The organism is Afifella sp. YEN Y35, from assembly GCF_047553465.1.
GTDB lineage: Bacteria > Pseudomonadota > Alphaproteobacteria > Rhizobiales > Afifellaceae > Afifella > Afifella aestuarii.
The window spans coordinates 1108957-1128786 of the sequence record NZ_CP180203.1 but is presented as its reverse complement, the minus strand read 5'-3'; the positions used below and the strand labels follow the sequence as shown (position 1 = coordinate 1128786).

The 19830-nt window shown below is 63.6% G+C and carries 25 protein-coding genes and 1 tRNA gene; 6 read left to right on the top strand and 20 right to left on the bottom strand.

Annotated features, from left to right (window positions below; all coding sequences use genetic code 11):
• Positions 1-11: 11 nt before the first annotated feature.
• The 4 genes from ACK8CP_RS05480 to ACK8CP_RS05465 are packed head-to-tail and all read right to left on the bottom strand — an operon-like array spanning position 12 to position 3982.
• Positions 12-1103 carry a DNA polymerase III subunit delta' gene (locus ACK8CP_RS05480; RefSeq protein ID WP_414833610.1) on the bottom strand — a complete coding sequence of 364 codons (1092 nt, stop codon included), beginning with the start codon at positions 1101-1103 and terminating at the stop codon, positions 12-14.
• 1 nt (position 1104) lies between these two features.
• Positions 1105-1755, bottom strand: coding sequence for a dTMP kinase (gene tmk / locus ACK8CP_RS05475; RefSeq protein ID WP_414833609.1), 651 nt, complete (start codon positions 1753-1755; stop codon positions 1105-1107).
• Entirely contained in the window at positions 1746-2921 is a 1176-nt protein-coding gene (locus tag ACK8CP_RS05470) for a D-alanyl-D-alanine carboxypeptidase family protein (protein ID WP_414833608.1), read from the bottom strand. The genes tmk and ACK8CP_RS05470 overlap by 10 nt, the downstream gene beginning before the upstream one ends.
• 56 nt (positions 2922-2977) lie before the next feature.
• Positions 2978-3982 (bottom strand): septal ring lytic transglycosylase RlpA family protein, encoded by a 1005-nt coding sequence (locus tag ACK8CP_RS05465; protein WP_414833607.1) that lies wholly within the window; start codon positions 3980-3982, stop codon positions 2978-2980.
• A gap of 381 nt (positions 3983-4363) precedes the next feature.
• On the opposite strand from ACK8CP_RS05465, the gene ACK8CP_RS05460 reads away from it, so the two are divergent.
• A tRNA-Ser gene (locus ACK8CP_RS05460) sits at positions 4364-4453 on the top strand.
• A 7-nt stretch (positions 4454-4460) separates the two neighbouring features.
• On the opposite strand, the gene ACK8CP_RS05455 is transcribed toward ACK8CP_RS05460, so the two are convergent.
• The 11 genes from ACK8CP_RS05455 to ACK8CP_RS05405 all read right to left on the bottom strand — a co-directional run bounded on the left by ACK8CP_RS05455 (position 4461) and on the right by ACK8CP_RS05405 (position 12551).
• Positions 4461-5561, bottom strand: a complete 1101-nt coding sequence (locus tag ACK8CP_RS05455) for a tyrosine-type recombinase/integrase (RefSeq protein WP_414833606.1) — start codon at positions 5559-5561, stop codon at positions 4461-4463.
• Positions 5551-5757: a hypothetical protein gene (locus tag ACK8CP_RS05450; RefSeq protein ID WP_414833605.1), complete on the bottom strand. Its 207-nt coding sequence runs from the start codon at positions 5755-5757 to the stop codon at positions 5551-5553. The genes ACK8CP_RS05455 and ACK8CP_RS05450 overlap by 11 nt, the downstream gene beginning before the upstream one ends.
• 5 nt (positions 5758-5762) lie before the next feature.
• Complete coding sequence (locus tag ACK8CP_RS05445; RefSeq protein WP_414833604.1) at positions 5763-6053, bottom strand: hypothetical protein; 291 nt, start codon at positions 6051-6053, stop codon at positions 5763-5765.
• A 52-nt stretch (positions 6054-6105) separates the two neighbouring features.
• Positions 6106-6429 carry a DUF2190 family protein gene (locus tag ACK8CP_RS05440; protein ID WP_414833603.1) on the bottom strand — a complete coding sequence of 108 codons (324 nt, stop codon included), beginning with the start codon at positions 6427-6429 and terminating at the stop codon, positions 6106-6108.
• A gap of 1 nt (position 6430) precedes the next feature.
• Positions 6431-6646, bottom strand: a complete 216-nt coding sequence (locus ACK8CP_RS05435; RefSeq protein ID WP_414833602.1) for a phage head-tail joining protein — start codon at positions 6644-6646, stop codon at positions 6431-6433.
• Positions 6646-8574 carry a prohead protease/major capsid protein fusion protein gene (locus ACK8CP_RS05430; RefSeq protein WP_414833601.1) on the bottom strand — a complete coding sequence of 643 codons (1929 nt, stop codon included), beginning with the start codon at positions 8572-8574 and terminating at the stop codon, positions 6646-6648. Before ACK8CP_RS05430 ends, ACK8CP_RS05435 begins: the two co-directional genes overlap by 1 nt.
• Positions 8574-9956, bottom strand: a complete 1383-nt coding sequence (locus ACK8CP_RS05425) for a phage portal protein (RefSeq protein ID WP_414833600.1) — start codon at positions 9954-9956, stop codon at positions 8574-8576. The genes ACK8CP_RS05430 and ACK8CP_RS05425 overlap by 1 nt, the downstream gene beginning before the upstream one ends.
• Positions 9957-10077: 121 nt before the next feature.
• Positions 10078-10725 (bottom strand): hypothetical protein, encoded by a 648-nt coding sequence (locus ACK8CP_RS05420; protein ID WP_414833599.1) that lies wholly within the window; start codon positions 10723-10725, stop codon positions 10078-10080.
• On the bottom strand, positions 10715-11332 hold the full coding sequence (locus ACK8CP_RS05415) for a hypothetical protein (protein WP_414833598.1): 618 nt from the start codon (positions 11330-11332) through the stop codon (positions 10715-10717). The genes ACK8CP_RS05420 and ACK8CP_RS05415 overlap by 11 nt, the downstream gene beginning before the upstream one ends.
• Before the next feature lie 80 nt (positions 11333-11412).
• On the bottom strand, positions 11413-11805 hold the full coding sequence (locus ACK8CP_RS05410) for a hypothetical protein (RefSeq protein WP_414833597.1): 393 nt from the start codon (positions 11803-11805) through the stop codon (positions 11413-11415).
• Positions 11802-12551: a hypothetical protein gene (locus ACK8CP_RS05405; protein WP_414833596.1), complete on the bottom strand. Its 750-nt coding sequence runs from the start codon at positions 12549-12551 to the stop codon at positions 11802-11804. Before ACK8CP_RS05405 ends, ACK8CP_RS05410 begins: the two co-directional genes overlap by 4 nt.
• 141 nt (positions 12552-12692) lie before the next feature.
• Between ACK8CP_RS05405 and ACK8CP_RS05400 the strand changes: the two genes are divergently transcribed.
• The 5 genes from ACK8CP_RS05400 (at position 12693) to ACK8CP_RS05380 (ending at position 14064) form a co-directional block, all read left to right on the top strand.
• Positions 12693-12887, top strand: coding sequence for a hypothetical protein (locus tag ACK8CP_RS05400; RefSeq protein WP_414833595.1), 195 nt, complete (start codon positions 12693-12695; stop codon positions 12885-12887).
• Between the two features lie 44 nt (positions 12888-12931).
• The gene (locus ACK8CP_RS05395; protein ID WP_414833594.1) at positions 12932-13129 is read left to right on the top strand and encodes a hypothetical protein; all 198 of its coding nucleotides are present in this window, start codon (positions 12932-12934) and stop codon (positions 13127-13129) included.
• Between the two features lie 70 nt (positions 13130-13199).
• Positions 13200-13463, top strand: a complete 264-nt coding sequence (locus ACK8CP_RS05390; protein ID WP_414833593.1) for a hypothetical protein — start codon at positions 13200-13202, stop codon at positions 13461-13463.
• Positions 13464-13483: 20 nt separating this feature from the next.
• Positions 13484-13714, top strand: a complete 231-nt coding sequence (locus ACK8CP_RS05385) for a hypothetical protein (RefSeq protein WP_414833592.1) — start codon at positions 13484-13486, stop codon at positions 13712-13714.
• 17 nt (positions 13715-13731) lie between these two features.
• Positions 13732-14064 carry a hypothetical protein gene (locus tag ACK8CP_RS05380; protein WP_414833591.1) on the top strand — a complete coding sequence of 111 codons (333 nt, stop codon included), beginning with the start codon at positions 13732-13734 and terminating at the stop codon, positions 14062-14064.
• 87 nt (positions 14065-14151) lie between these two features.
• On the opposite strand, the gene ACK8CP_RS05375 is transcribed toward ACK8CP_RS05380, so the two are convergent.
• The 5 genes from ACK8CP_RS05375 to ACK8CP_RS05355 form a co-directional block, all read right to left on the bottom strand.
• Positions 14152-14742, bottom strand: a complete 591-nt coding sequence (locus ACK8CP_RS05375; RefSeq protein WP_414833590.1) for a hypothetical protein — start codon at positions 14740-14742, stop codon at positions 14152-14154.
• A gap of 10 nt (positions 14743-14752) precedes the next feature.
• Positions 14753-16855, bottom strand: coding sequence for a phage tail tape measure protein (locus ACK8CP_RS05370; RefSeq protein ID WP_414833589.1), 2103 nt, complete (start codon positions 16853-16855; stop codon positions 14753-14755).
• A 1-nt stretch (position 16856) separates the two neighbouring features.
• The gene (locus ACK8CP_RS05365) at positions 16857-17327 is read right to left on the bottom strand and encodes a hypothetical protein (RefSeq protein WP_414833588.1); all 471 of its coding nucleotides are present in this window, start codon (positions 17325-17327) and stop codon (positions 16857-16859) included.
• A gap of 107 nt (positions 17328-17434) precedes the next feature.
• Complete coding sequence (locus ACK8CP_RS05360) at positions 17435-19234, bottom strand: phage terminase large subunit family protein (protein ID WP_414833587.1); 1800 nt, start codon at positions 19232-19234, stop codon at positions 17435-17437.
• Complete coding sequence (locus ACK8CP_RS05355; protein WP_414833586.1) at positions 19224-19727, bottom strand: DNA packaging protein; 504 nt, start codon at positions 19725-19727, stop codon at positions 19224-19226. Before ACK8CP_RS05355 ends, ACK8CP_RS05360 begins: the two co-directional genes overlap by 11 nt.
• Positions 19728-19830: the final 103 nt, after the last annotated feature.

Genomic DNA, 19830 nt, shown 5'->3' with positions numbered 1-19830 from the left:
GGTGCCCGCGGTCACATGAAAATAGGGCGGTGGGGATGGCGCACGGCGTCGGCGACTGCCTCGAAGACGTTGAGCACGAACTGCCTGCGGTCGAGATTGAAGGTTTCCACCTCCGCCGAGCGTCGGTGGATCTTTTCCCATAGCTCCGCCCACCTGGCAAGCGGGAGCTCGGGCGGCGAAACGCCCTTTTCGGGCTCCGGCAACTGCCGGATGCGTCGGTCGAGATAGCCACCGACGAGATCGAAGAATTCCGCCCATGCTGCGCCACGGGCCGCGGCCGCCTGATTGGCGACAGCGCTCAGAACCGCATGATCGTCACTCGCGAACGCGCGATTGATGGCCCGGTAGAGGCTCAATCCATCGCCGCGTGCCAGTTCGATCGCCCGCCGCGCACTTCCCGAGGCGAGCGACAGGATCGTTTGAAGATCCTTCTCCGGCGGCTGTGGCACGTCGAGCGCTTCGAACACATGAGCGATCGCCTCGGGGCTGAGAAGACCGAAATGGAAGCTGCGGCAGCGGGAGCGAATCGTCGGCAAAAGCTGGCCCGGACGCGCCGTCACCAGCACGAAAATCGTTCGCACAGGCGGTTCTTCGAGCGCCTTGAGGAGAGCATTCGCGGCGCTTCGGTTCATTTCCTCGGCACCGTCCACGATGACCATGCGCCACAGGCCTTCCCCCGCCGTGGTGCCGACGAAAGGTACGATCCGCCTTATCGTTTCGACCGAAATGACGGTACGAAAGGTCTTGCGCTTCTCGTCCCAAGGGCGCTGCAGATGAAGAACGTTGGGGTGCGCCCCCTCCCCGACCCGCCGTTGGATGGGATGATTGGGGGCAATCGCAAGCGAGGTGGCCTTCTGGACCGTGTCCGCCGAAGGATCGGGCTCGGCGAGCAGGAACTTTGCAAGTCGGAACGCGAGCGTTGCCTTGCCGACGCCAACGGGTCCGGACAGAAGCAGCCCGTGCGGCAGGCGGTTGCCCCGATAGGCCGTCAGAATCTGTTCCTCTGCGTGCTCCTGTCCGAAGAGATGCGGATTTTCCTGCGGCAGCGGCACGCCTTCGAGCGCGCTGGGGCTCGGCACCTCCTCGGCTGGCTTGCGAGCCATGTCAGCTGGCTCCGGCGGGACGGGGGAGACGCGCGGCGACCGTCGCTTCGATCTGAGCTGCGATCGCATCCATGCTCAGCCCGGCGTCGATGACGACACAACGTTGAGGTTCGGCCTTGGCAATATCGAGAAATGCCCGCCGTCGCGCTTCGTGAAGTTCGAGTTCATCACCCTCGAACCGGTCGGCCGCACTGCGACCGGCGGCGCGCGCCAGGCCCACCGACGGATCGATGTCGAGAATGAGCGTCAGATCGGGATGAGTGCCGCCGAGCGCCGTCTCTTCCAGCCGCAGGATCGTGTCCTGCGCGACACCAGCAACGCCCTGATAGGCGCGGGTGGAATCGGCGAACCGGTCGCAGATGACGACTTGGCCGTGCTCGAGCGCCGGACGAATGAGATGCAAGACATGCTCACGCCGCGCGACGGCGAAAAACAGCGCCTCCGCTTTGCTGCCGAAAGGCCGGATAAGCCCGGAAAGCAGCATCTCGCGAATTGCCTCGCCATGCGCTGTCCCTCCCGGTTCCCGGGTCAGAACGACATCCCAGCCCTTGCGGCGCAGGAAGGCGTTAAGACGGCGTGCCTGGGTGGACTTGCCTGAGCCTTCACCGCCTTCCAGCGTGATGAAGAAGCCTTGCTGCGGATCTACAGCCATCCGAGAAGAAGCTCGCCAAGAGCATCGAAGGCCCGCTGATGCAGCGTGCCGCGGCCGACCGCCTCCGCCGTATAAAGCGGGGTCTCCTGGATCAGGCGATCACCCTGCCAGACCTTCAGGCTACCGACCCGCATATCGGCCTGGACGGGCGCTTCGAGCGGACCTTGATAGACGACGCGTGCCTTCAAAGGTTCATCTGAGGCGCGTGCAACCAGAATCCGCACAGGGCCTTTGGCCTTGAGCTCGACATGGCCTTTTACGCCACCGAAGACGCTCGCCTCGGCAACCGTCTCGCCGGCCTGAAACGCCGTCACCTGGCGGAATGAGCGGAAGCCCCATTCCAGCAGCTTGCGCGCCTCGCTCGCGCGCTCACGCGAGGTCTTCAGACCGTTGACGACGACGATGAGACGCTGGGTATTGGCGACGGCCGACCCGACGAGGCCGTAGCCCGATTCCTGTGTGTGCCCGGTCTTGAGCCCGTCGGCTCCAATCCCTTCGCGCAGAAGCGGGTTGCGGTTGCGCTGGGTGATGTTGTTCCAGGTGAATTCCGGCTCGGCGAAAATTTTGTAGAGCTCGGGATATTCCGCGATGATCTGGCGGGCGAGGATCGCGAGATCGCGCGCCGTCACCCGCATGTCCGGGTCCGGCAGTCCGGTCGCATCACGGAACGTCGAGTTCTTCATGCCGATCTCGAGCGCCCGCTTGTTCAGGAGGTCCGAAAAAGCGATCTCCGAGCCGGCGATGCCTTCCGCGACCGCCATGGCCGCATCGTTGCCCGACTGGATGATGATGCCGCGCAGAAGATCTTCCAGCCGCACCCGCGAGCCGAGCTTCGCGAACATCGTCGACCCACCAGAGGATGCGCCGCCTTTGCGCCAGGCATGCTCGGAGATGACGAACTCGTCGTCGAGAGAAAGACGGCCTTCCTTGATCTCGTGGAAGATGTACTCGACCGTCATCAGCTTCGCCATGGAAGCCGGCGCCATCGGCTCATCCGCGTTCTTGTCGAGGAGAACCGTGCCGCTGTCGTAATCCATCAGGATGGCGAACGGCGCCTGGGTATCGAAGGTCTGCGCCGAGCCAAGCTGCGGCGTCAGCGCCAGCAGACTGCCCAGGAATAAGGCGAGCAGACGGATGCGGCGAACCTGAAAGGTGATGCTCTTCATACTCGCTTACGTCGTTTTAGCCCCTCCACGCCATAAAGCGCGCTTAAAGCGGGGAATCAACGGGTCGCAAGCCCGGAAGCGTCGGCTGTCCTGGTAAAACGCGCGGTCTCGGCGCCTGAGAGAACCTGGTCGAAAGCCGAAAAGGCCTCATCCACACGCTGATCGGCCGCCTCGGTCGGCCAGAACGAATTGCGCATTTCAGCCTCGGCCGGACGCGCCTGGGGCAGCTCGAAACTCGCCTCCTGAGGCAAGGACGTATCGGCTTCCGCCATCTTGGTGGCTGCGGTGAGAGCCGAATAGGGATCGAATGGCGTGCCGGCGGCGACGTCTTTCATATCCACGGCAACGCCCACATCCGCTGTCTCGTCTTCGGCCGGGCTCGTTGTCGGCGCTTCGGCCGCATAGGCTACCATGATATTCGCGGCCGCGTCGGCCGGATCAGGCCCGGACGGAACATCCGGCCCCACGTAAGAGGCCAGCAGGAACTTCGAATCGTCCTCTTTCAGAGGCGCCGCATCGACATATTCCACTTTTACGTTCGCGGTGCCGATATGTTTGAAGCCGAGCATTTCAGCGGCGTGTTTCGAGACGTCGATCACACGGTCGGACGAGAATGGTCCGCGATCATTGACCCGCACGAGCAGCGAACGATCGTTGTCGAGATTGGTGACGCGGACATAGCTCGGCAGCGGCAAGGTCGGATGCGCCGCGGAGAGCGCGTTCATATCGAAGACTTCACCATTGGCCGTCATCCGGCCGTTGAAGGCGTCACCGTACCAGGATGCCTTGCCGACGCGTTCATACTCTTCGTCGTGCTTGGGCTTATAGAGGCGCCCAGCGACTTCGTAGACTTTTCCGAGATGACGTCGGGCATTGGCCCGCAGCGAATTGTCGGTTGATCCGCCATCGGTCTCGCTGCCTTGAACCTCCGCCGTCTTGGTGGCGCTGTCGGCGAGACCTGCCCCGTCCTGGGTGGAGGACACACATCCTGCAAGGACGGCGCAGGATGCTGCGAAGGCAAAATGGATGACGAAATGCGGCCGGCGGGTTTTTGCCTGCACCCTGTTCTTCCCCGATATTCCGAAGCCCGGCGCAACTCACCGGCACGTTCGAACGCCTCGTTCCTCCGCCTGCGGCCTTATACGCGACCGTCTCGGCGAAGCACTTAACCCCTTACCTCGGGGACCTCCTGGCGAGCAATTGTGACGAAGCTGGGGCAGATCTTCGACACCGAATCTGAGGCGTGCGACACCTTAGCGGATGTTCTTGCGAAAACTCCCCAAAATCTGCTGATCCGGGACGTATCACCGCAATTGTGCATTTCGGGCGATTTCCAGCGATTGTGGCTTCGGCGCCACACGCTTTCGCCATCTTTGCCGCAGCCTATGACCCCCCTTCGGGGGCTGGCCTTTTTCGTAAGGTTCTGCCATGTCTCGCTCGATGGATGGGTGGCCGAGCGGTTGAAGGCACCGGTCTTGAAAACCGGCGTGCGCGAGAGCGTACCGTGGGTTCGAATCCCACCCCATCCGCCACCCGCATTTAATTCTCCTTTGGTTTCAGGGGCTTCGCCCCGTCGTTGGCAAACTTTTCCGCTTGGTTTGCCAATTCCTGTTCTTCATTCTCCCTCAGGAGCTTCCTGATCGCGCTGTCGCCAAGGCGCTTGCGCTCGGCTTCCCGTGTGTATCGTTCCACCTCTTTCAGGGTCTGGTGACCGGTCACGGCCATGATTTCGTGCGAGCTGCATCCGGCCTCGGCAAGCCGGCGCGCGGCCGCCTTGCGCAGCCCGTGCGCCGAGCAATGCCGCAGACCCGCCGCGTCGCAGCATTCGCGGAACCAGTTGCCGAAACCGGCCGGTGTGAACGGTTCACCGCTCTGCGTCCGCAGAAAGGTCAGATCATCGAGGGGGGTCGCATCGAGGATATCGGCAAGCTCAGGGTGAAGCCAGATCGCCAGCCGCGCCCCTGTCTTTTGCTGCTTGACGCGGATGCGCGGGGCCTCGACATGCTGCCACCCCATTTTCACCACATCGGAACGACGCTGGCCCGTATAGAGAAGAAGCGCCAGCGCAAGCCGGGCACGCGAGCCGACGCCATGGGTTCGCTCGAAAGCCTCGATCTCGCTTTCTGTCCATGTATGATAGCCGCCGCCCTTGGTGCGGAGATTGCGAATGCCGATCGTCGGATCGTCGCGCCGCCATTCCAGGTCGATCGCGTAGCGCATCAGAAGGCGCACCATTCGCAAGAAATTGTTGGCCGCCGCAGGCGTTGCCGCCTTTTTATCGATCATCGCCTTCACATGGCGCCGCTCAAGCGCCGCGACGCTCTTGTCGCCATGCTCGGCGCGAAAGCGTTCGATGATTCCGCGGTACGTGGCTTGCGTGCTTGGCGCGAGCTGCCGGAATTCGCCGCTCTGATAGTAGCGCTGCACCAGAGCATCGATTGTGCCAGCCTTCACGCGCCCCGCCCCGACCGGCAGCGGCGTGGCAGCCTTCGCTGCCTCATAGGCGACCACGAATTCGCGCGAGCCGACAGGCCAGGGCAGCGAGACGCGCTTGAAGCCGGGACGGCGAAAATAGAGACGCGGCCGGCCATGCCGGTCCGTGAACTCGTGCACGTAGGGATATGGCGGCTTAGTCTTCATTGAGCACCGTGTCCCAATCGTTGCGGGCGCCCTCGCCCGTTCTCACCGTCGATCCGTCCGCCAATGTGGATGTCACCACGATGCGCCCCGTGCGCGGATCGATTTCGACGCGCTCAACGGGAAGTCCCGCCGCGGCGACGCCTTTCAGCGCTCGCGTAATCTCGCTCTGAGTGACGGCGACGGCCCGGCGCGACATGGCTCCTACTCCCTCTCCGCCGCGTTCAGCGGCTTGCCGGTCAGCGCCTCGTAGGCCGCGATCGCGGCAGCGTTGATCTGGCTTGCGGTTTCGCCGTCACGGCGCCAGGCGACAGGCATGTAGCGGCTGCTCCGGTTGCCCCGCGGCGGCAAGACGATCAGGCCCTCCGCCCTTCTTGCGAGCGCGCATTTGCGGATCAGGAACTCGCCGTCGATGTCGATATCGACGCTCGCCAGCGCGTCCTTATGTGGGCTCGAAAACCCGCTCACTTTGATCGCTGTGACCTTGATCTGCATGCCATTCTCCCGCGACTTCGCGAGGATGGGGCGCCGGCGGCGCCCCGCCTCGTCAGTTGCCCAAGCGCACGTCCATTTCGGTGACCGTATCGGCATAGGCGCCGACGGAATGGCCGATCAGGGTGTTGCCGGAAGCCGTGGTCGTGACGTTGCCGGCGCCCGAGGCCCAATAGACCTTGACGCATTCGGCGACCGCGACCGCCGCTTTCGGCAAGGTGAACACGCCGGCAACGGCAAGCTCGAAGGGCTCGCCTTCGGCCGCGCTCGTGGCCGGAACGCCGAAAAGGTCGCCGATCTTCACGCCGACGCCGGAAACGACGCCGCCTTCCGGCGCGGTGCAGGGCACCATGTTTCCTTCATGTCGAAAATTCTTCATCTCACCAGCCTCGCTGATTTCGGATGTTGACGATCTGGACGGAGGGCCTGCCCTCCGCCGCTGCCAATTGTCTTTCGAGATCCGCGATCGCCCCGGCCATTTCGCCGTCCGACTTGAACGTCACTTCGTCCTCGCCGAAGCGCGTCGTGCGGATACCCGCCGCCCGCAATTCGCGAAGCGTATCGAGCCGGGCGCGGAGCGTCGCAGGATCACTCATCACGCATCGCCCGGGTTGCGGTACCAGCCGCGCCAATCGACGAAGCCGGCCCCGAAAGTAATCTTGAGCTTGAACTCGATCCCCTCGATCTCCCAGCCGACGCGGCTCTCGATCGTCGGCCCTTCCTCGCCATCGATATGGGCGTATTCCAGCGCCGGGGCCGAAACCGGATCGGCCACGACATACCAGGCTTTGGTGTCGGTGAGCCGAGGCTCGACTACGAGCTGCAGCCGCGACGGGAACGGATTCACGTCCCCGACCTTCGCCGCCGTGATCTGGGTCAGCACCTTCTCGCCCCAGGCTTCGCCTTCAGGCGGCACCACGATGAACTTCGGGACGATTGAGACCGGCTGACCCTGGAGGCCTTTCTGCCGCCGCATCGCCGTGCGGATGGCGGCGAGAACGGCGACATCGTCGGATTCGGTCAGCCACGGCGTCACCCCGGGCGCGGCAATGTTGCCATGGTCGGCGTGGAAGACGTTCTTGCCGTCGCTCATCTTCGGACCGCTGCCGCCATTCGCGGTGATCAGCTTGACCAAGAGATCGCCTTCGGTCCCTGCGGCGAGCGAGCCGAAGGCCCGTCCCATCTGTTCGAGCAATCCAATGTCGTCATCAATGATGACGCGGTCGGTCACGCCGAAGCGCAGAGCGTGCTTGTCGACGCTGAACGTCTCCCTCGCATCAATGAACTTGCCGGCCTTGACTTCGCCGTGTTCGTTGACCTTCTCCAGAAGCTGGCCTTCGGAAAGCTGCAGGCTGTGCAGCGGCCGGAAGTCTGGCGCCGTCACCTTCCGCCCCAGCGGTTTCAGCTCGGAACCGAGCACGCGGTAGTGATCGCGCAACACCCGCTGCCCGGTGTCTGCCAGGATGTTGGCGAAATCGCTCGTAGTGGCCATGCGCACCAGGAAACGATTGCGCGACATACCCTCACGGCGGATGCCCCGCATGCCGGCGATCCTCTCGGCGATTTCGCAGAGCGCGAGCCCGGCATAGGGGCGTGCGGGCTCGGAAGGCTCGTGATCGGGATTGAGCCGGGTATACTGCCCTTCGGCCATGGCGCGGAGAACGAAATCCGGATCGGTATAATCGTTGCCGATCTGCACGCGCTGCGTCTGCACGTTGCCGTTTTGCCCGCGCTGGATCATTTCATCGAGCGCCGCGCGGCGTGCGTCTTCGACGGAACGCCCGGCATCGATCTGGCTGTCGATCCACGTTTGCGACAGGCCGAGCGGCCTGGCGATCGCCCGGATCTGCGCATTCACCTCCGCGCGGTTCTGGCCGCCCGGCGTTTCGGAGCGGCTTTCGCTCCTGTTGTCGACGGCCGCCCGTTCGGCGGCGGCCATCGTCTCGTCTGCCGGGGCCGTGCCCGGGTTCGCCGGTGCGTTGCCGCCCGGCTGGTTTTCGACCGTCTCAGGCATCGAAGGGTTGCTCCTCGTGCTGGCGAGCGGGTCGGCAGGGACTGGGACGACGGAAATCTCGCGCACGGTCCACCGGGTCGCAGTCTTCGTGCGCCGTCCGGTTTTCGGGTCCGTGCTTTCTTTCCAGTCGGAAGGCTCAACGGTGTAGCCGACGGAAATGCCGAAGCGGATACCGTCGGCGAGATCGCCGGCGATGCGTTCGGCCTTGGGATGGTGGCGCGACAGCCTGACAATCGCCCGGGCTTCCCTGCCGACCGTCCTCGCAGACAGAACGACACCCAGTTGATCGTCGACGCTGCCGCGCCTGTGGCCATCGAGGACGGGCGTGCCGGGAGCAACCGCATATCCGTCGGCGGCAAGAAACTCGGTATAAGGACCGCGGCTGTCGAAACGCTCGACACCCGCCCCGGCCGCGAAGACGACCTCCACGGTCCGCGCTTCGGCGTCGAAGGTGGACGCCTCCAACGGCGCGCGCCGTTCGATCAGCTCGGGTGCATCACTCACGGGCATCACGCGGCCTCCTTCTGTTGCACCGGCGGTGCGGCGTCCTGGCGGATTTCTTCATCCACCACGTCCGGGTCGCGCCCGCGCGCGCTGATCACTTCGAAGCGGCTCTTGAGCCGCGCCTCGATCGCTTTCGCGTCCGCCTGCGTCTCTTTGAGCGGGTCGATCTGCGCCCAGCCGGGGAAGACGAACTCGGCGCCCGCCGACATGGCGACGCCCATCTCGATCCGTCCGGCAAGCCCTTCCAACAGGAGGAACCGCCGCCACACCGGCAGGAGGAAGCGCGCAATGATCAGGTTGCGCTGCAGCGCCGCGATGCGCCGGCGAAACTCCAGGAGGCCGAGCCGGGCCGACGAATAGTTGACTTGAGAAAGATCGCCGGAAACGAGCTCGTAAGGCATGCCGACACCGGCAGCGATCGAGCGGATTTCCGCCCGCAGGAAATCGACCGCGCCTTCCGTCGACGGCGGCTCGGTGAACTCCACCTGATAGCCCGGGGGCGCGAAGATCATCGCGCCGGGCTCCATCCCATATTCGCCATCGGCCCCTTGCGCCGGCAGCGCCTCGCCGAAGCCGCCGCCGTCCGGCCGGTAGAAGACGCCACCGAAGAGCGCGGCCGTGTTCGCCTTGGCGACGAGCGCGTCTTCCAGCTTGTCGACTTCGGTGATGCGCGTCGCCACCGGCGCGAGCCGGCTGATGCCACGCATTTGCCCCGGAAAATTCGGCTCGAAAATATGGAGCACGTCTTCGGCCGGAATGCGCTTCGTGCCGTAGGGGGTCGCGAAGGGCATGTCGGCGTTTTCGCGCACATGATAGGCGACGCGCCGGCCGAAAGCGTCGATCTCGATCCCGGCGACGATCTTCACCCCATTACCGAGATCGCGCGTGAGATGGGGATCGATCTGTTCCGGCGACCACAGCCTCAGCCGCAGAGCGCCGGTCTCGGGATCGGCGAGAAGGTGCACGAAGGCCTCGCCATAGACGAACTCGGAGCGCGCGACGCGCTGCAGGAAGCCGCCGAGATCGGAAAGCCCGTCGGCGTCGCAGACGTCCCACCACACCGAGAACTCACTCTGCAGCCGCGTCCGCCGACGCTTGCTGACGCCGGTGACGCGCATCGACGGCCCGTCGGCGATCAGGTTCGTCACCCAGGCGGAAAGCACCGCGGCGGCATAGGGAGAATTGGCGACCAGCCAGGCCGCACGCGCTCCGGCGAGCTGGCGGCGGCGAAGGATCTCGCTCGAAGGCGCCCGCAATCCGGCATGCGGCCAACGCCGCCCCGTCCCGCCCGCCTCGATCGACGAGCGGCGGAGGAGCTTGTCGGCGGCACGCTTCGCCTGCCGCCTGACCTGCCGCGAAATGCCGAGAAGCGAGGGCATTGCATTCATCTCCGATCGCCTGAATGAACGCCGCAACGGCGCGTCTGTGATGGGCGGAGAGTATCGGCCCCGCGCACGGCGGGGATTTCCCGGGCCGCATATTCCTCAGTGGGGCCGAAGAGCAGGACCATCAGGCGTCTCCTTTCTTGTCGAGAGGATCGCCTGTACGCACATCAACACCGCCGGCTCGAAGACGGATGACGGAATTCAGGGCGGCCGCGAAGAGGATGTCGAGTTCGATGACAATCGTCACGTATGCTTGGACGACGAGTGCGCGGTTAATGTAGTCGCCCTCGGGATCGGCGGGGATTTCGTAGAACGTATACTCGTCGGGATCGCCGGGCTTCCGATAGATACGGAAGCGGCGATACTCGCCCATGCGCTCGCCCTCGATCCCATACTCCAGAACGCCGGTATCGGTTGGCCTCCGTTCGAAACGCTCAATGAACGAACCGATCTCTTGGATCAGCTCTTCGGCGATCGTTGCCGCCTGAGACGGCTTCAGTCCGACCTTGATCAGCTCGATCATGATGCGGAAGCCCGCCACCGAGATCGCCGACCAGTAAGCTTTCGCGTGCTTGTGTGGCTTCTTATCCACCTTAATCACGCCACGAGCGATCCAGTTCTGAAGCGTCCCAACCGAAAGGCCGGGCACCATCTTCAGGAGGTCGCCCTGCAAGAAGCAGCATTCCTCAATGTCGAAATCCAAAGCCATGCTATGTTTATCGTCCGATAATGATGCGCGGTCAACGGAGATTATCACACGATCAACATCCAACAGGGGGATAACCGCAGCCCTCAGCGGAAATCGTCGGGAAGAAGGAGCCGATAGAAAGACCCAGCTCCCTGCCTGCCTGGTGCGCGCGCCTTACAATGATGGAAAGGTTAAACAACGCGAGATTGTCGACCTTGCCTCCTTCTGCCTCGGTGCGCCGCTGTTCTTCACGGATCTCGTCGACAAGTTCGTCGAAAGCGCCGACCTCAACCCAAGTCCAATGCGCGCGGCTGCCATCCTCGTCTGCTTGCTTCTCGTCGCCGAAATCCCAGGAGCCGACGGCGTACCAGATATCTTCACCGGCCTCCGCACGGCGAACCGCGCCAGGAAGCACGTTCCAAAAACTTTGTGTGATCCTCTTGGCGGCAGCCCGCGAGAATGAATTTTGGGTGACCATGTGCTCGGCTATTGCGAGCAAGATCGCATCAGCCGGCACATAGCCGCGCTCTTCCACCCTCGCATGAAAGGCGACGGCTTCTTCCTCGCTCGGCTTGCGCAGATCGGAGATTGCAGCGCCCAGTAAGGGCACTTGGTTTCGCCGCTGGAGAGCCTTGAATTGATGCGTCTCAACACCGGCGAGAGCAAGATAGTGACGACGTGGTAGAAACATTCGCGGAATACCTTTTGGCGACATTTGTATCCACCGTAGTCGATATCGCGTAAGGATACAAGTGTATCCCATTCGCCTCCCTAGCCTAACTCCGCATCGTCGGCGCACGGCGCGTATCGGCCAAAGGCCTCTTCGCAGCCCGCCGATCCAAGGAACGCTTCGCCGTCGATCACCCGCCCGTCCGGCCCGTCCGGCCACGAAAGCCGCTGATCGACCTCCACGGTCGCACCGAGCCACGGCTCGCCGTCCTCGTCGGGTTCCCCGTCGCCCTCGTCCTCGAACTCGCCGTCGAGCGAGGAGAGCATGCGGCCCGGATGGCCGGAGGCATTCCAGCCGAGCGTCGGCTCGTCGACGTCGTCGTCCTCGAAATCCGGGTCCCCGTCGAGCGTATCGAGAAGCGCGATCAAGCGCTCGATCTCGTCTTCCAGCCGGGCGCGAAGGGCAAGCGCAGTGCGGGTGTCATGGGCCGTCATGATGGGCCCCCCTCAAGAAACGCCATCGCGGCTTTCAGGAACGAGAGGTTGACATCGTACTCAAGGTACCGGCCGGGCTGGTGCCCTTCTCGCATTGCGTCGAAGACGGACCTAAGCGCGGCCACCGCATCTTCGACGTTCGTGATCGGTCGATCGAGCATGTGGCAGTTGACGGCCTCAATCTCCGCCCACCGCGGATCATCATCGTCGATGTCGCCCGTATCGGTGTCGTCCAAAGACCGGTAAAGCGCGGCGCGCCGATCGAGGAGCCGCACAAGCTCAGATCTGGTGAACCCCGCAATTGCGGGCTTTTCGACCTCAGCATCCATCGCCACCATGTCACGAACAATCCCAGCCGCGAGTAGCGCATTCAGGGCGCCATCCGACCCGTCGCACAAATCGCTGAGGTCGCCGCGATGTATCCAATCAATCGCCCGGGCCTTGACCCGAAGCCCCTCGAAGGATCTCGCGGGCACTTTTTCAATCCTCCTGCAAAGAGCCACACCGCGCGTGATCACCTCTTCGCGCACGCGCTCATCATTCAGGTCGTCGGGAAAATCCCCGAGCGTCGCGATAATCTGCTCTTCCTCGATCGAAATTGCTTTGAGAGCCTGGCCTAAGCGGAGCAGCACGTCGTCGACGGAAACTTGCTCCGTCGCTCGAACTGGGATTGTGGGCAAAATCCGGGTGCTTTCCAACGACCTTTTGGCGGCCGAGCTCTCCCATGCGCGGTCATGACTACCCATGCGCGTCCTCCTGTGGTATATCTTGCGGCATCGCTTGCAGCATCACTTCTAGCTTGACTTCCAGCATCACGTCAAGCATCAATCGGGGCATAGTTTCGGATGGATCAGGAGACGAAGGTGAGAGAGAACCGATTGAGGAGAATGGCCGACAGGCGCGGCATGAAACTCGTGCGCTCTCGGCGGCGAGATCCCGAAGCCATCGACTACGGGTGCTACTATCTCGCCGACATCGACACCAATGGCGTCGTTTTCGGGATCGGGGCCCACGGCCGGCCGAGCGCTGATCTTGACGAAATCGAACGCTTCCTGACGGAAGGATCGAGACAAGATCAATAAGTTCTCAGGCAGGCCATAGACGCGCTCAAGCAAAGGACGGTGACATGGACAACGACAACAATTGCGATGAGAATGAGCGAGATTTTACTGACGCGATTGAGCGATATATCAAAGAATTGCAGAAGCGAGGACTCTCTCTGGACGAATCATGCCGAATAGCACAGCAGAAATTCGCCATCGGATATCAAAAATTTCAAGCGACGCGCGCCCAGAACACCAATGTTCGAAAGTGCGACAGGTAGAAACAGGTAAGCGACCTCTTAACTGAAGGCCGAAGTGCTTGTCCGAGGTCGCGCAATGGAGGGGCAGGAGATGCACAAATTTCTCAATTTGATGGCCGTCCTGGAGTTTCTCGGCGGCCTCTCCGTCTTCCTGTCGGCACGAAGCGCGATCCACGAGATCCTCGCAACCTTGATGCTCGGCTTCGCGATCCTGACCTTCGCGCTCGCCGCGATCCTCAAGGAACTGCGGGCGACACGGCCAGAGCCGGCTCCCGCGCCCGCTGCGACGGAAGGCCGGGCTTTCGCCGAAAACGCACGAGGACGCACCAAGAAGGGCTGGGCGCCTTATTTGTAAGAGCTTCGGAAGGAGGACTAATGACCAATTACAATCACTTGCATAAGCCGCGCGGGAGAATGGTGACGTCTTCAGACGGCGGCCTCACGGTCGGCGACATCCGCGATGCAATCGCTGGCTTTCCCGATGACACAGAAGTCATTCTCTCACCATGCAGCGAGTGCGCCGCTAAGCCCTCTCTGTCAGGCTTCGATCAGAAGGGACCTAAAGAGATTCTCTTCAACACCGCCTCACGCGAGATCGACGATTGAAGGCCAACGGATACGATATGAACGTTGCGGCCCTGGACGAGTTGATCGAGCATCTTCAGGATCTCCTGCAGGAGGCCCTCCCAGAAAATATCGCCTTTTTTTACATTGATTGTGACAGGCTTCAGTCCGCCCTCGTGCTCTGCGACCGGATTGAGCGTGGGCTTCGGGACACCGATCCAGGCAGCTACGCAGCCGGCAAAATCGCCGGCAGTCTCCGCCCCGCAATAAAGGCATGCATGAAGAGCTACGCGAATCCCGACAACGTGGCGGCCGTCAACTGGGCCCTGATTGAATTTGAGGGAGCGTGGTGGACGACGCGAAGATGGCGGTTGGATAAGGAGCAATCTTGAAGCGTCCAGCGGAACGTGATGGGCCAAATCACCGACGTGACACGTTGACCCCCTCGCCTTCTAAAACCCGCAAATTTGCCGGTTATCTCAACTCACCACCCCGCCCGTCGCACGCTTGATCTCGTGCGCGATGCGCTCTTGCAGCACCCTCGTGCCGACCTTTTCCCAGGCTGCGGCGGTAGCGCCCTTCACCAGCTCGGTCGGCAGAACGACGCCCGATTTTTTCTTTTCGAACGGCCGTCCCCAGGCTCCGATATCGGTCGCAGCCTCGAAGACATGCCCGCCCATATTGAGCACCTTGCGCCGTGGGAAGAGGCCGCCTTTGATGAAGCTGTGCTCGAAGACCTGGCGCTTGCCGAAGGGCTTCGCCGAGACCCCCTTTCGCGTCTCCTTCGCATCGAAGTATTTGAGCGGCACGTCGCCGCCCTGGACCTTGATCGTATAAAGTAGCCGGCCGGCCTTGGCGCGGGTCGTGCCATCCCTGAGCTTCTTCCCCGTATAGGCTTTTTTCAGGCCCGTTTGCCCGGCAAGCTCACGCCCGGCGGCCGTGCGCGCCTGATCGCCCGCCCGGTTGAGCGCCCTGCGCTTGACGCCGGCGCCTTTCTTCTCGCCGAGCACCTCCACGGCGTCCGCGAAGCGGTCGAAGGATTTCTTGTTCCGCCATTCCAACTTCAGCATTCTCGCCTCCTTATCCGACGGAATATTCGCGGTCGACCTGCAGCCCGGCGAGATCGTCGTCGAGCGCGCGCTGCAGGTTGCGCTCCACTCGCCGGCTGACGCGTTCCACCGCTGCATCCATGTGATTGCCGAGCGCGGCGATCCGGTTTTCGAGAGCACTGAGTTTCTGCATGGCACGCGAGACATCCGCATCGACCGGAACGATCCGGCGCGCTTCGAGCCGCGTTGCCTGATCTTCAACCGCGGACGCCTTGGCTTTGAAGGGTTCAGAATCAGCGTCGATTTCGATCGTCTGCGGCCGCGGTCGCGGCAGATCCTGCGGCCGTGCTTGCGGCAGGTTCGGGCCGTGTCCTGTCGGAAGGCCCGCGCGCTTCGTCACCTCCGCCGTCGTCGCCGGCGTGCCGGTCGCTTTGGCGATCGCCGCGGTCGTGGTCAGCACGACGCCGGCGAATTCTTCCAGCGCTTCGTCGACAAGATCCTGAGTATCCGTCCGCGGTGAGATTGCCTGTCCGTCCGGCATCAGGTATCGGCCGAATTCCTCCTTGAGCGCCTGCATCGACTGCCGCTCGGCGTCGCGATAGGTCACCGCATTGCGCTGGTATTCCCGCCGCGCCTGTTCGCCATGCGTGTCGCTCCTCGCGCGCCGAATCTCGTTGGTGACGCCGGCGAGCACATTGCCGGCGACGACGCCGCCCATGTCCCGCGCACCGAAGGCGCCGACCGCCGGGGCCGAAGGCGTCTTGTCGGCGAGCTCGCGCATGCGCTGCGCTTGCAGGAGTTCCGCCTTGCGCCGGCGGGCGTTGCCCAGCGGGTCGACGATATCGGCGGCCGTCACGCCCTTCTTGTCGAAGTCGCCTTCCGGCCGGCGCCCCATCGCCGTTTGCAACGCGTTCCAGGTATTCTGCAGGGCCTTGATCGCATCCGAGGTTTCGTTGACAGCCCGCCTGGCGTCACCGAGAAAGTCGCCGCCCGGCCCGATGATGAGATCGCCGAGGTCGATCTTCAGCTTCTCCAGATTCGCCTTGAAGATCGCCCACTTTGCTTCAAGCGTATCGAGCTTCTTCTGATATCCCGCCTCGAGTGAACCGGCATAGAGCCGCGGGGTCACAGTGATATCGAGGTTGCGCTCGAGCTCCGGCAGCGCCGCGATCAGCCGGTTCACTTCGTCGGAAAAGCCCTGGCCGAGAATATTCGTCAAAAGCTCCGCACGCTTGAACTTATCGAGTTTGGAAAGCCGCTTGAGGAAGTCCTGTACCGCCTCATTGGCGTCTTCCTTCAGGAGCTCGGTGAAGCTGTCGGCGTCCCCGTAGAGTTGTGCAAAAGCCTTCCGTGACGCCTTCGTCGCCTTCGGCGTCAAAAGCTTCGTCGACAGCGTGTTCATTGCCCGCGACGCAACTTCGGCCGGCATTTTCAGGTTGAGAAGCGAGGCGCCGTAAGCCGCGATCTGCTCATTCGTGAGGCCCAGCATCTTGAGCTGAGCGCCGGAGCGATCGACGAAATCGACGATATCGCTCTCGTCGGAGATGCCGCTGTCTGCGAGCGTGTTGATCAGGTCCGCGAAGCGCCTCGCATCCTTGATCGCCAGGCCAAGCGACTGCTGAAATCCGGCGAAGGCGTTGCCCGTTGCTTCGCCCGACATGTCCCAGGCGTCAGCGGCCTGTGCCGACAGAATGACGAATTCCTTCATCTGCGCGACCGGCAGACCGGCGGCGATTCCGCGCTCGTAGGCCTGCGCGATCTCCAGCGGAGACATCGCCACGCGGCCGCTCTCGACAATGCCGAGGATCTCCGACTTCACTTTCGCGAGGGCATCTGCCGACAATCCGCCTTTCTTGGCGATCTGAACGAGCTGGCTCTCGAAGGCGGCAGCCGTCTTCACCGTCTCCACGCCCGCAAAGCCAGCGGCAAGCGGTCCGGCGGTGGCGGCCATATTGGCAGCGGCGACGCCCATCGCGGCGCCCATTTTCGTCGTCAGAGCTGAACCGCGCGCGAGCCCCATCTGAGCCTTGCGCGCCCGGCTCTCGAACCTGTCGAGCGACGACGAGGCGCGTCGGGCTGGGCCGCTGACGCGATCGGAAAGCTTGAGAATAACCTCGGAGCTGAGACGCGCCATGTCACACCTCGCTTACGGCTGGCTCGATCGCTTGCGCGAAATCCGGCGTCATGTCGAGCGCTGCGGAGATCACCCGTTCCGCATCAGGCATGCGCAGACCGTTCACGACTTCGACCGGCACCCCAGCCATGGCCGCGACCAGTTCTGCCCGGCTCATCTCGCCTTTCGTCACCGCGAGGATGTCGCCGTATGCCGGCGGCAAGAGATCGATCTTCTTGATCTTTTCGCGGACGCTGCCGACCGTGACTTCGAGCGGATAGGCAAGCCGGATAGCGACCGGGGCGACGGCGCGGGAATAGCCCACTTCGACCGGAAGTCTTTCGGCTTCAACGCCTGGCGTCTCTGCGGCTCGCGCCGCCCATTGCTCCTGGGCCTCCGGCGTCATGGCGTCCCATCCCACAACCGGCGGCCCTTCCGTCGGCTCTGTCGCAGCCGTTCGCTCATCGCCGATTTCATCAGTCTCGATCATCATGTGCTCCATAGCTGGCTTGAGAGGCGGCCCCGCCGGCGGTCCAGCTCCCGCCGGCGAGGCCTGCGGCGCGCGTAAGGAGAAAACGCACGCCGGATCTCTGCGAGGAATCATCGCTGCATCCATCGCGACTTCACGCGCCGCGGCGGTGAGCTGGCGACGGCGGCGACCGCCTCGCCTCGCTTCAGCGCCGCGGCGCGTTCCTCGAAATTGACGTTGACGATCTGTCGGGCTGCGAAGCCGTAGACGACGCAATCGAGCGCCTCGGCACGCCGGCCCGGAATACGCTCGAAGCGCCGCACCGGCTGGCCGCGCGTGTAGCGCACCACGACGCGCTCGCTCGCGAGTTGTTCGAACCACACTTCCGGCAAGGTATCGGAGAAGCGGATCGCGTCGCCCCGCGACAGCCTGGCCGTGATGTTCGCCTTGATCCCGTCGACGCCGACGATCCATATCCGGCCGCCGCCCTTGATCTTGCTCTTCGACGCTTCGATCCACGGCCGGTTGCCGCTCGCGCCTTTGATCGCGACAACCTTTCGCGAGATGCGCGGGAACGCGAAGGCATAGACGAGCTCCATCGTCTCACCGTCGCCGCTGTCGATCGCCGTCGCATCGACACCGAGCGAACCTCCCGAGGGATGCGTGAAGCGCATCTTCAGAAGCTCATCGAGCTCGGCCCAGGTCGCGTCATCCTCCGGCAGGCCCCACACCACGCGGTGACCGAGCACGAAGGGCTTGTCGTCGCGGCTGAAGCCGAGGAACGTCGCCTCCAACCGGTCGCGCTGCACGTCGACGCCGACGACGATCACGAGAACCTCTTCCGGCAGCGCATCGAGCGAGAAGGCTTCGGCCCGCGCGGCAAGCGCCGTTTCGTCGATCTCTTCCCCGGCCTCCCGCCAGCCTTGCGCGAGGATCGTGTTGACGAAGGTCTGAAGGAGGCCCGGATCGTTCTTGGCCACCAGAAACTCGGCGGCAAGCTTGCCCCAGGAGGCGTTCGCAAGAAGCGAGACGAGGGCGTTCAAGCGGAAGCCGGCGTGCCCTGCGATCTTCGGCTGCGTCGCCCGCCATCGGCCGGCGGCAACCATTTCAAACTTATGGTTCTCTTCCACGACGGAGCCGCAAGCCGAGCACACATAATGCGCCCGTTCCGGCTCCCCTTCCGGCCATTGGATATCGGCCCAGGAGATTTCGTGGAAGGCGCCGCATTCCGGGCACGGCACTTCGAAGATCCGCGCGTCGGACCGCGCGTAGGATCGCAGCACGTGGCTTGTCTCTTCGAAGACCGGGGTCGAGCCGACGACGATCTTGCGGTCGTCGTATGAGAGGGTGCGCCGCTCTGCCAGCAAGAGCGGCGATCCTTCGACGCCCACCTCCATCGCGTCGACCTCATCGCAGAAGAGCACGCGGGCGGTATGCCGGCGGAGATTTCGCGGCGCCTTGGCAGCAACGAGTTTGAGCGAGCCGCCGGGGAAGCGCCGTGACAGGATGGTGTTGCGACCGCCTTCGTCTTTGGCACCACCGATCAGCCCCGTGAGCGCCGGCGAGGCTTCGAAGATCGGCTCGATCTCCGAAACCATGTGATCCCGGCAGTCGGCTTCGGTAGGCAAAAGACACAAGATCGGCGCCGGGTCGTTCGCGACATAGGCACCGATCGCGCCGATCAGCAGCGTCGTGAAACCGACGCGCACGGGCTTCACGAGCGTGACTCGCTCGATCGTCGGATCTCCGATCGCATCGGCGATTTCCCTTTGAAACGGCCACAACCGCATCTGACCGAAGGTGGAAGCTCCGCCTTCCGGCAGGACGAAATTGTCTTTCTCCTCCAGCCATTCCGAGAGGAGCCGCCGCGGCGGCGGCAGGAGCGCGGTCAGTGCATTACGGCGGAGGGCGACAAGGGCTTCACTCGGCATGGGCGAGCTCCTCTAAAGCGGCCCGAAGCTCTGCCTCGATCGCGGCGACATCGGCGGCCGAGAGATGCGCGCGCGCCTGGCGGAGGCGGGACGGCACGGCGAGGATGCGCGATCGGACACGCCGAAGGACGTTCGTCCATTCGCGCTCGACCTCTTCCGCCTTCACCAGCTCGCGCCGAAGCACCCCGTTCCTCAGCGCGGCGTGGTCGGCCTGTTCCTTGGCGAGCCGGGCACGTTCGGCGGCCGCATCGGGGCGCGCCGCAAACGGCATCTCGCCTTGGGCGGCCTGTGCGGCCGCGCGCCGGGGATCGACGTTGTCGCGCACCCACAGCCGGCCGCGGGCGACATCGATCCGGCCATCCGCTTCCACCGGCAGGCCGTCGCGCACCATCTGCGAGACACGCCCCGCCGAGACGCCGATTGTCTTGGCGAAATCGCTTTTCCGCAGAGTTTTCGGCTCCCCGAGCGGGGTTGAGCTATGCGCGGCTTGCATAACTAACCCCTTGATCGCGTTTCACTTTAGCTTTCAATTTGAGTTCAGCGCGTGAAATCTCGGGCCCTCGCTGACCCGCGGCGGCCAGCCGCCGGGAAGGACC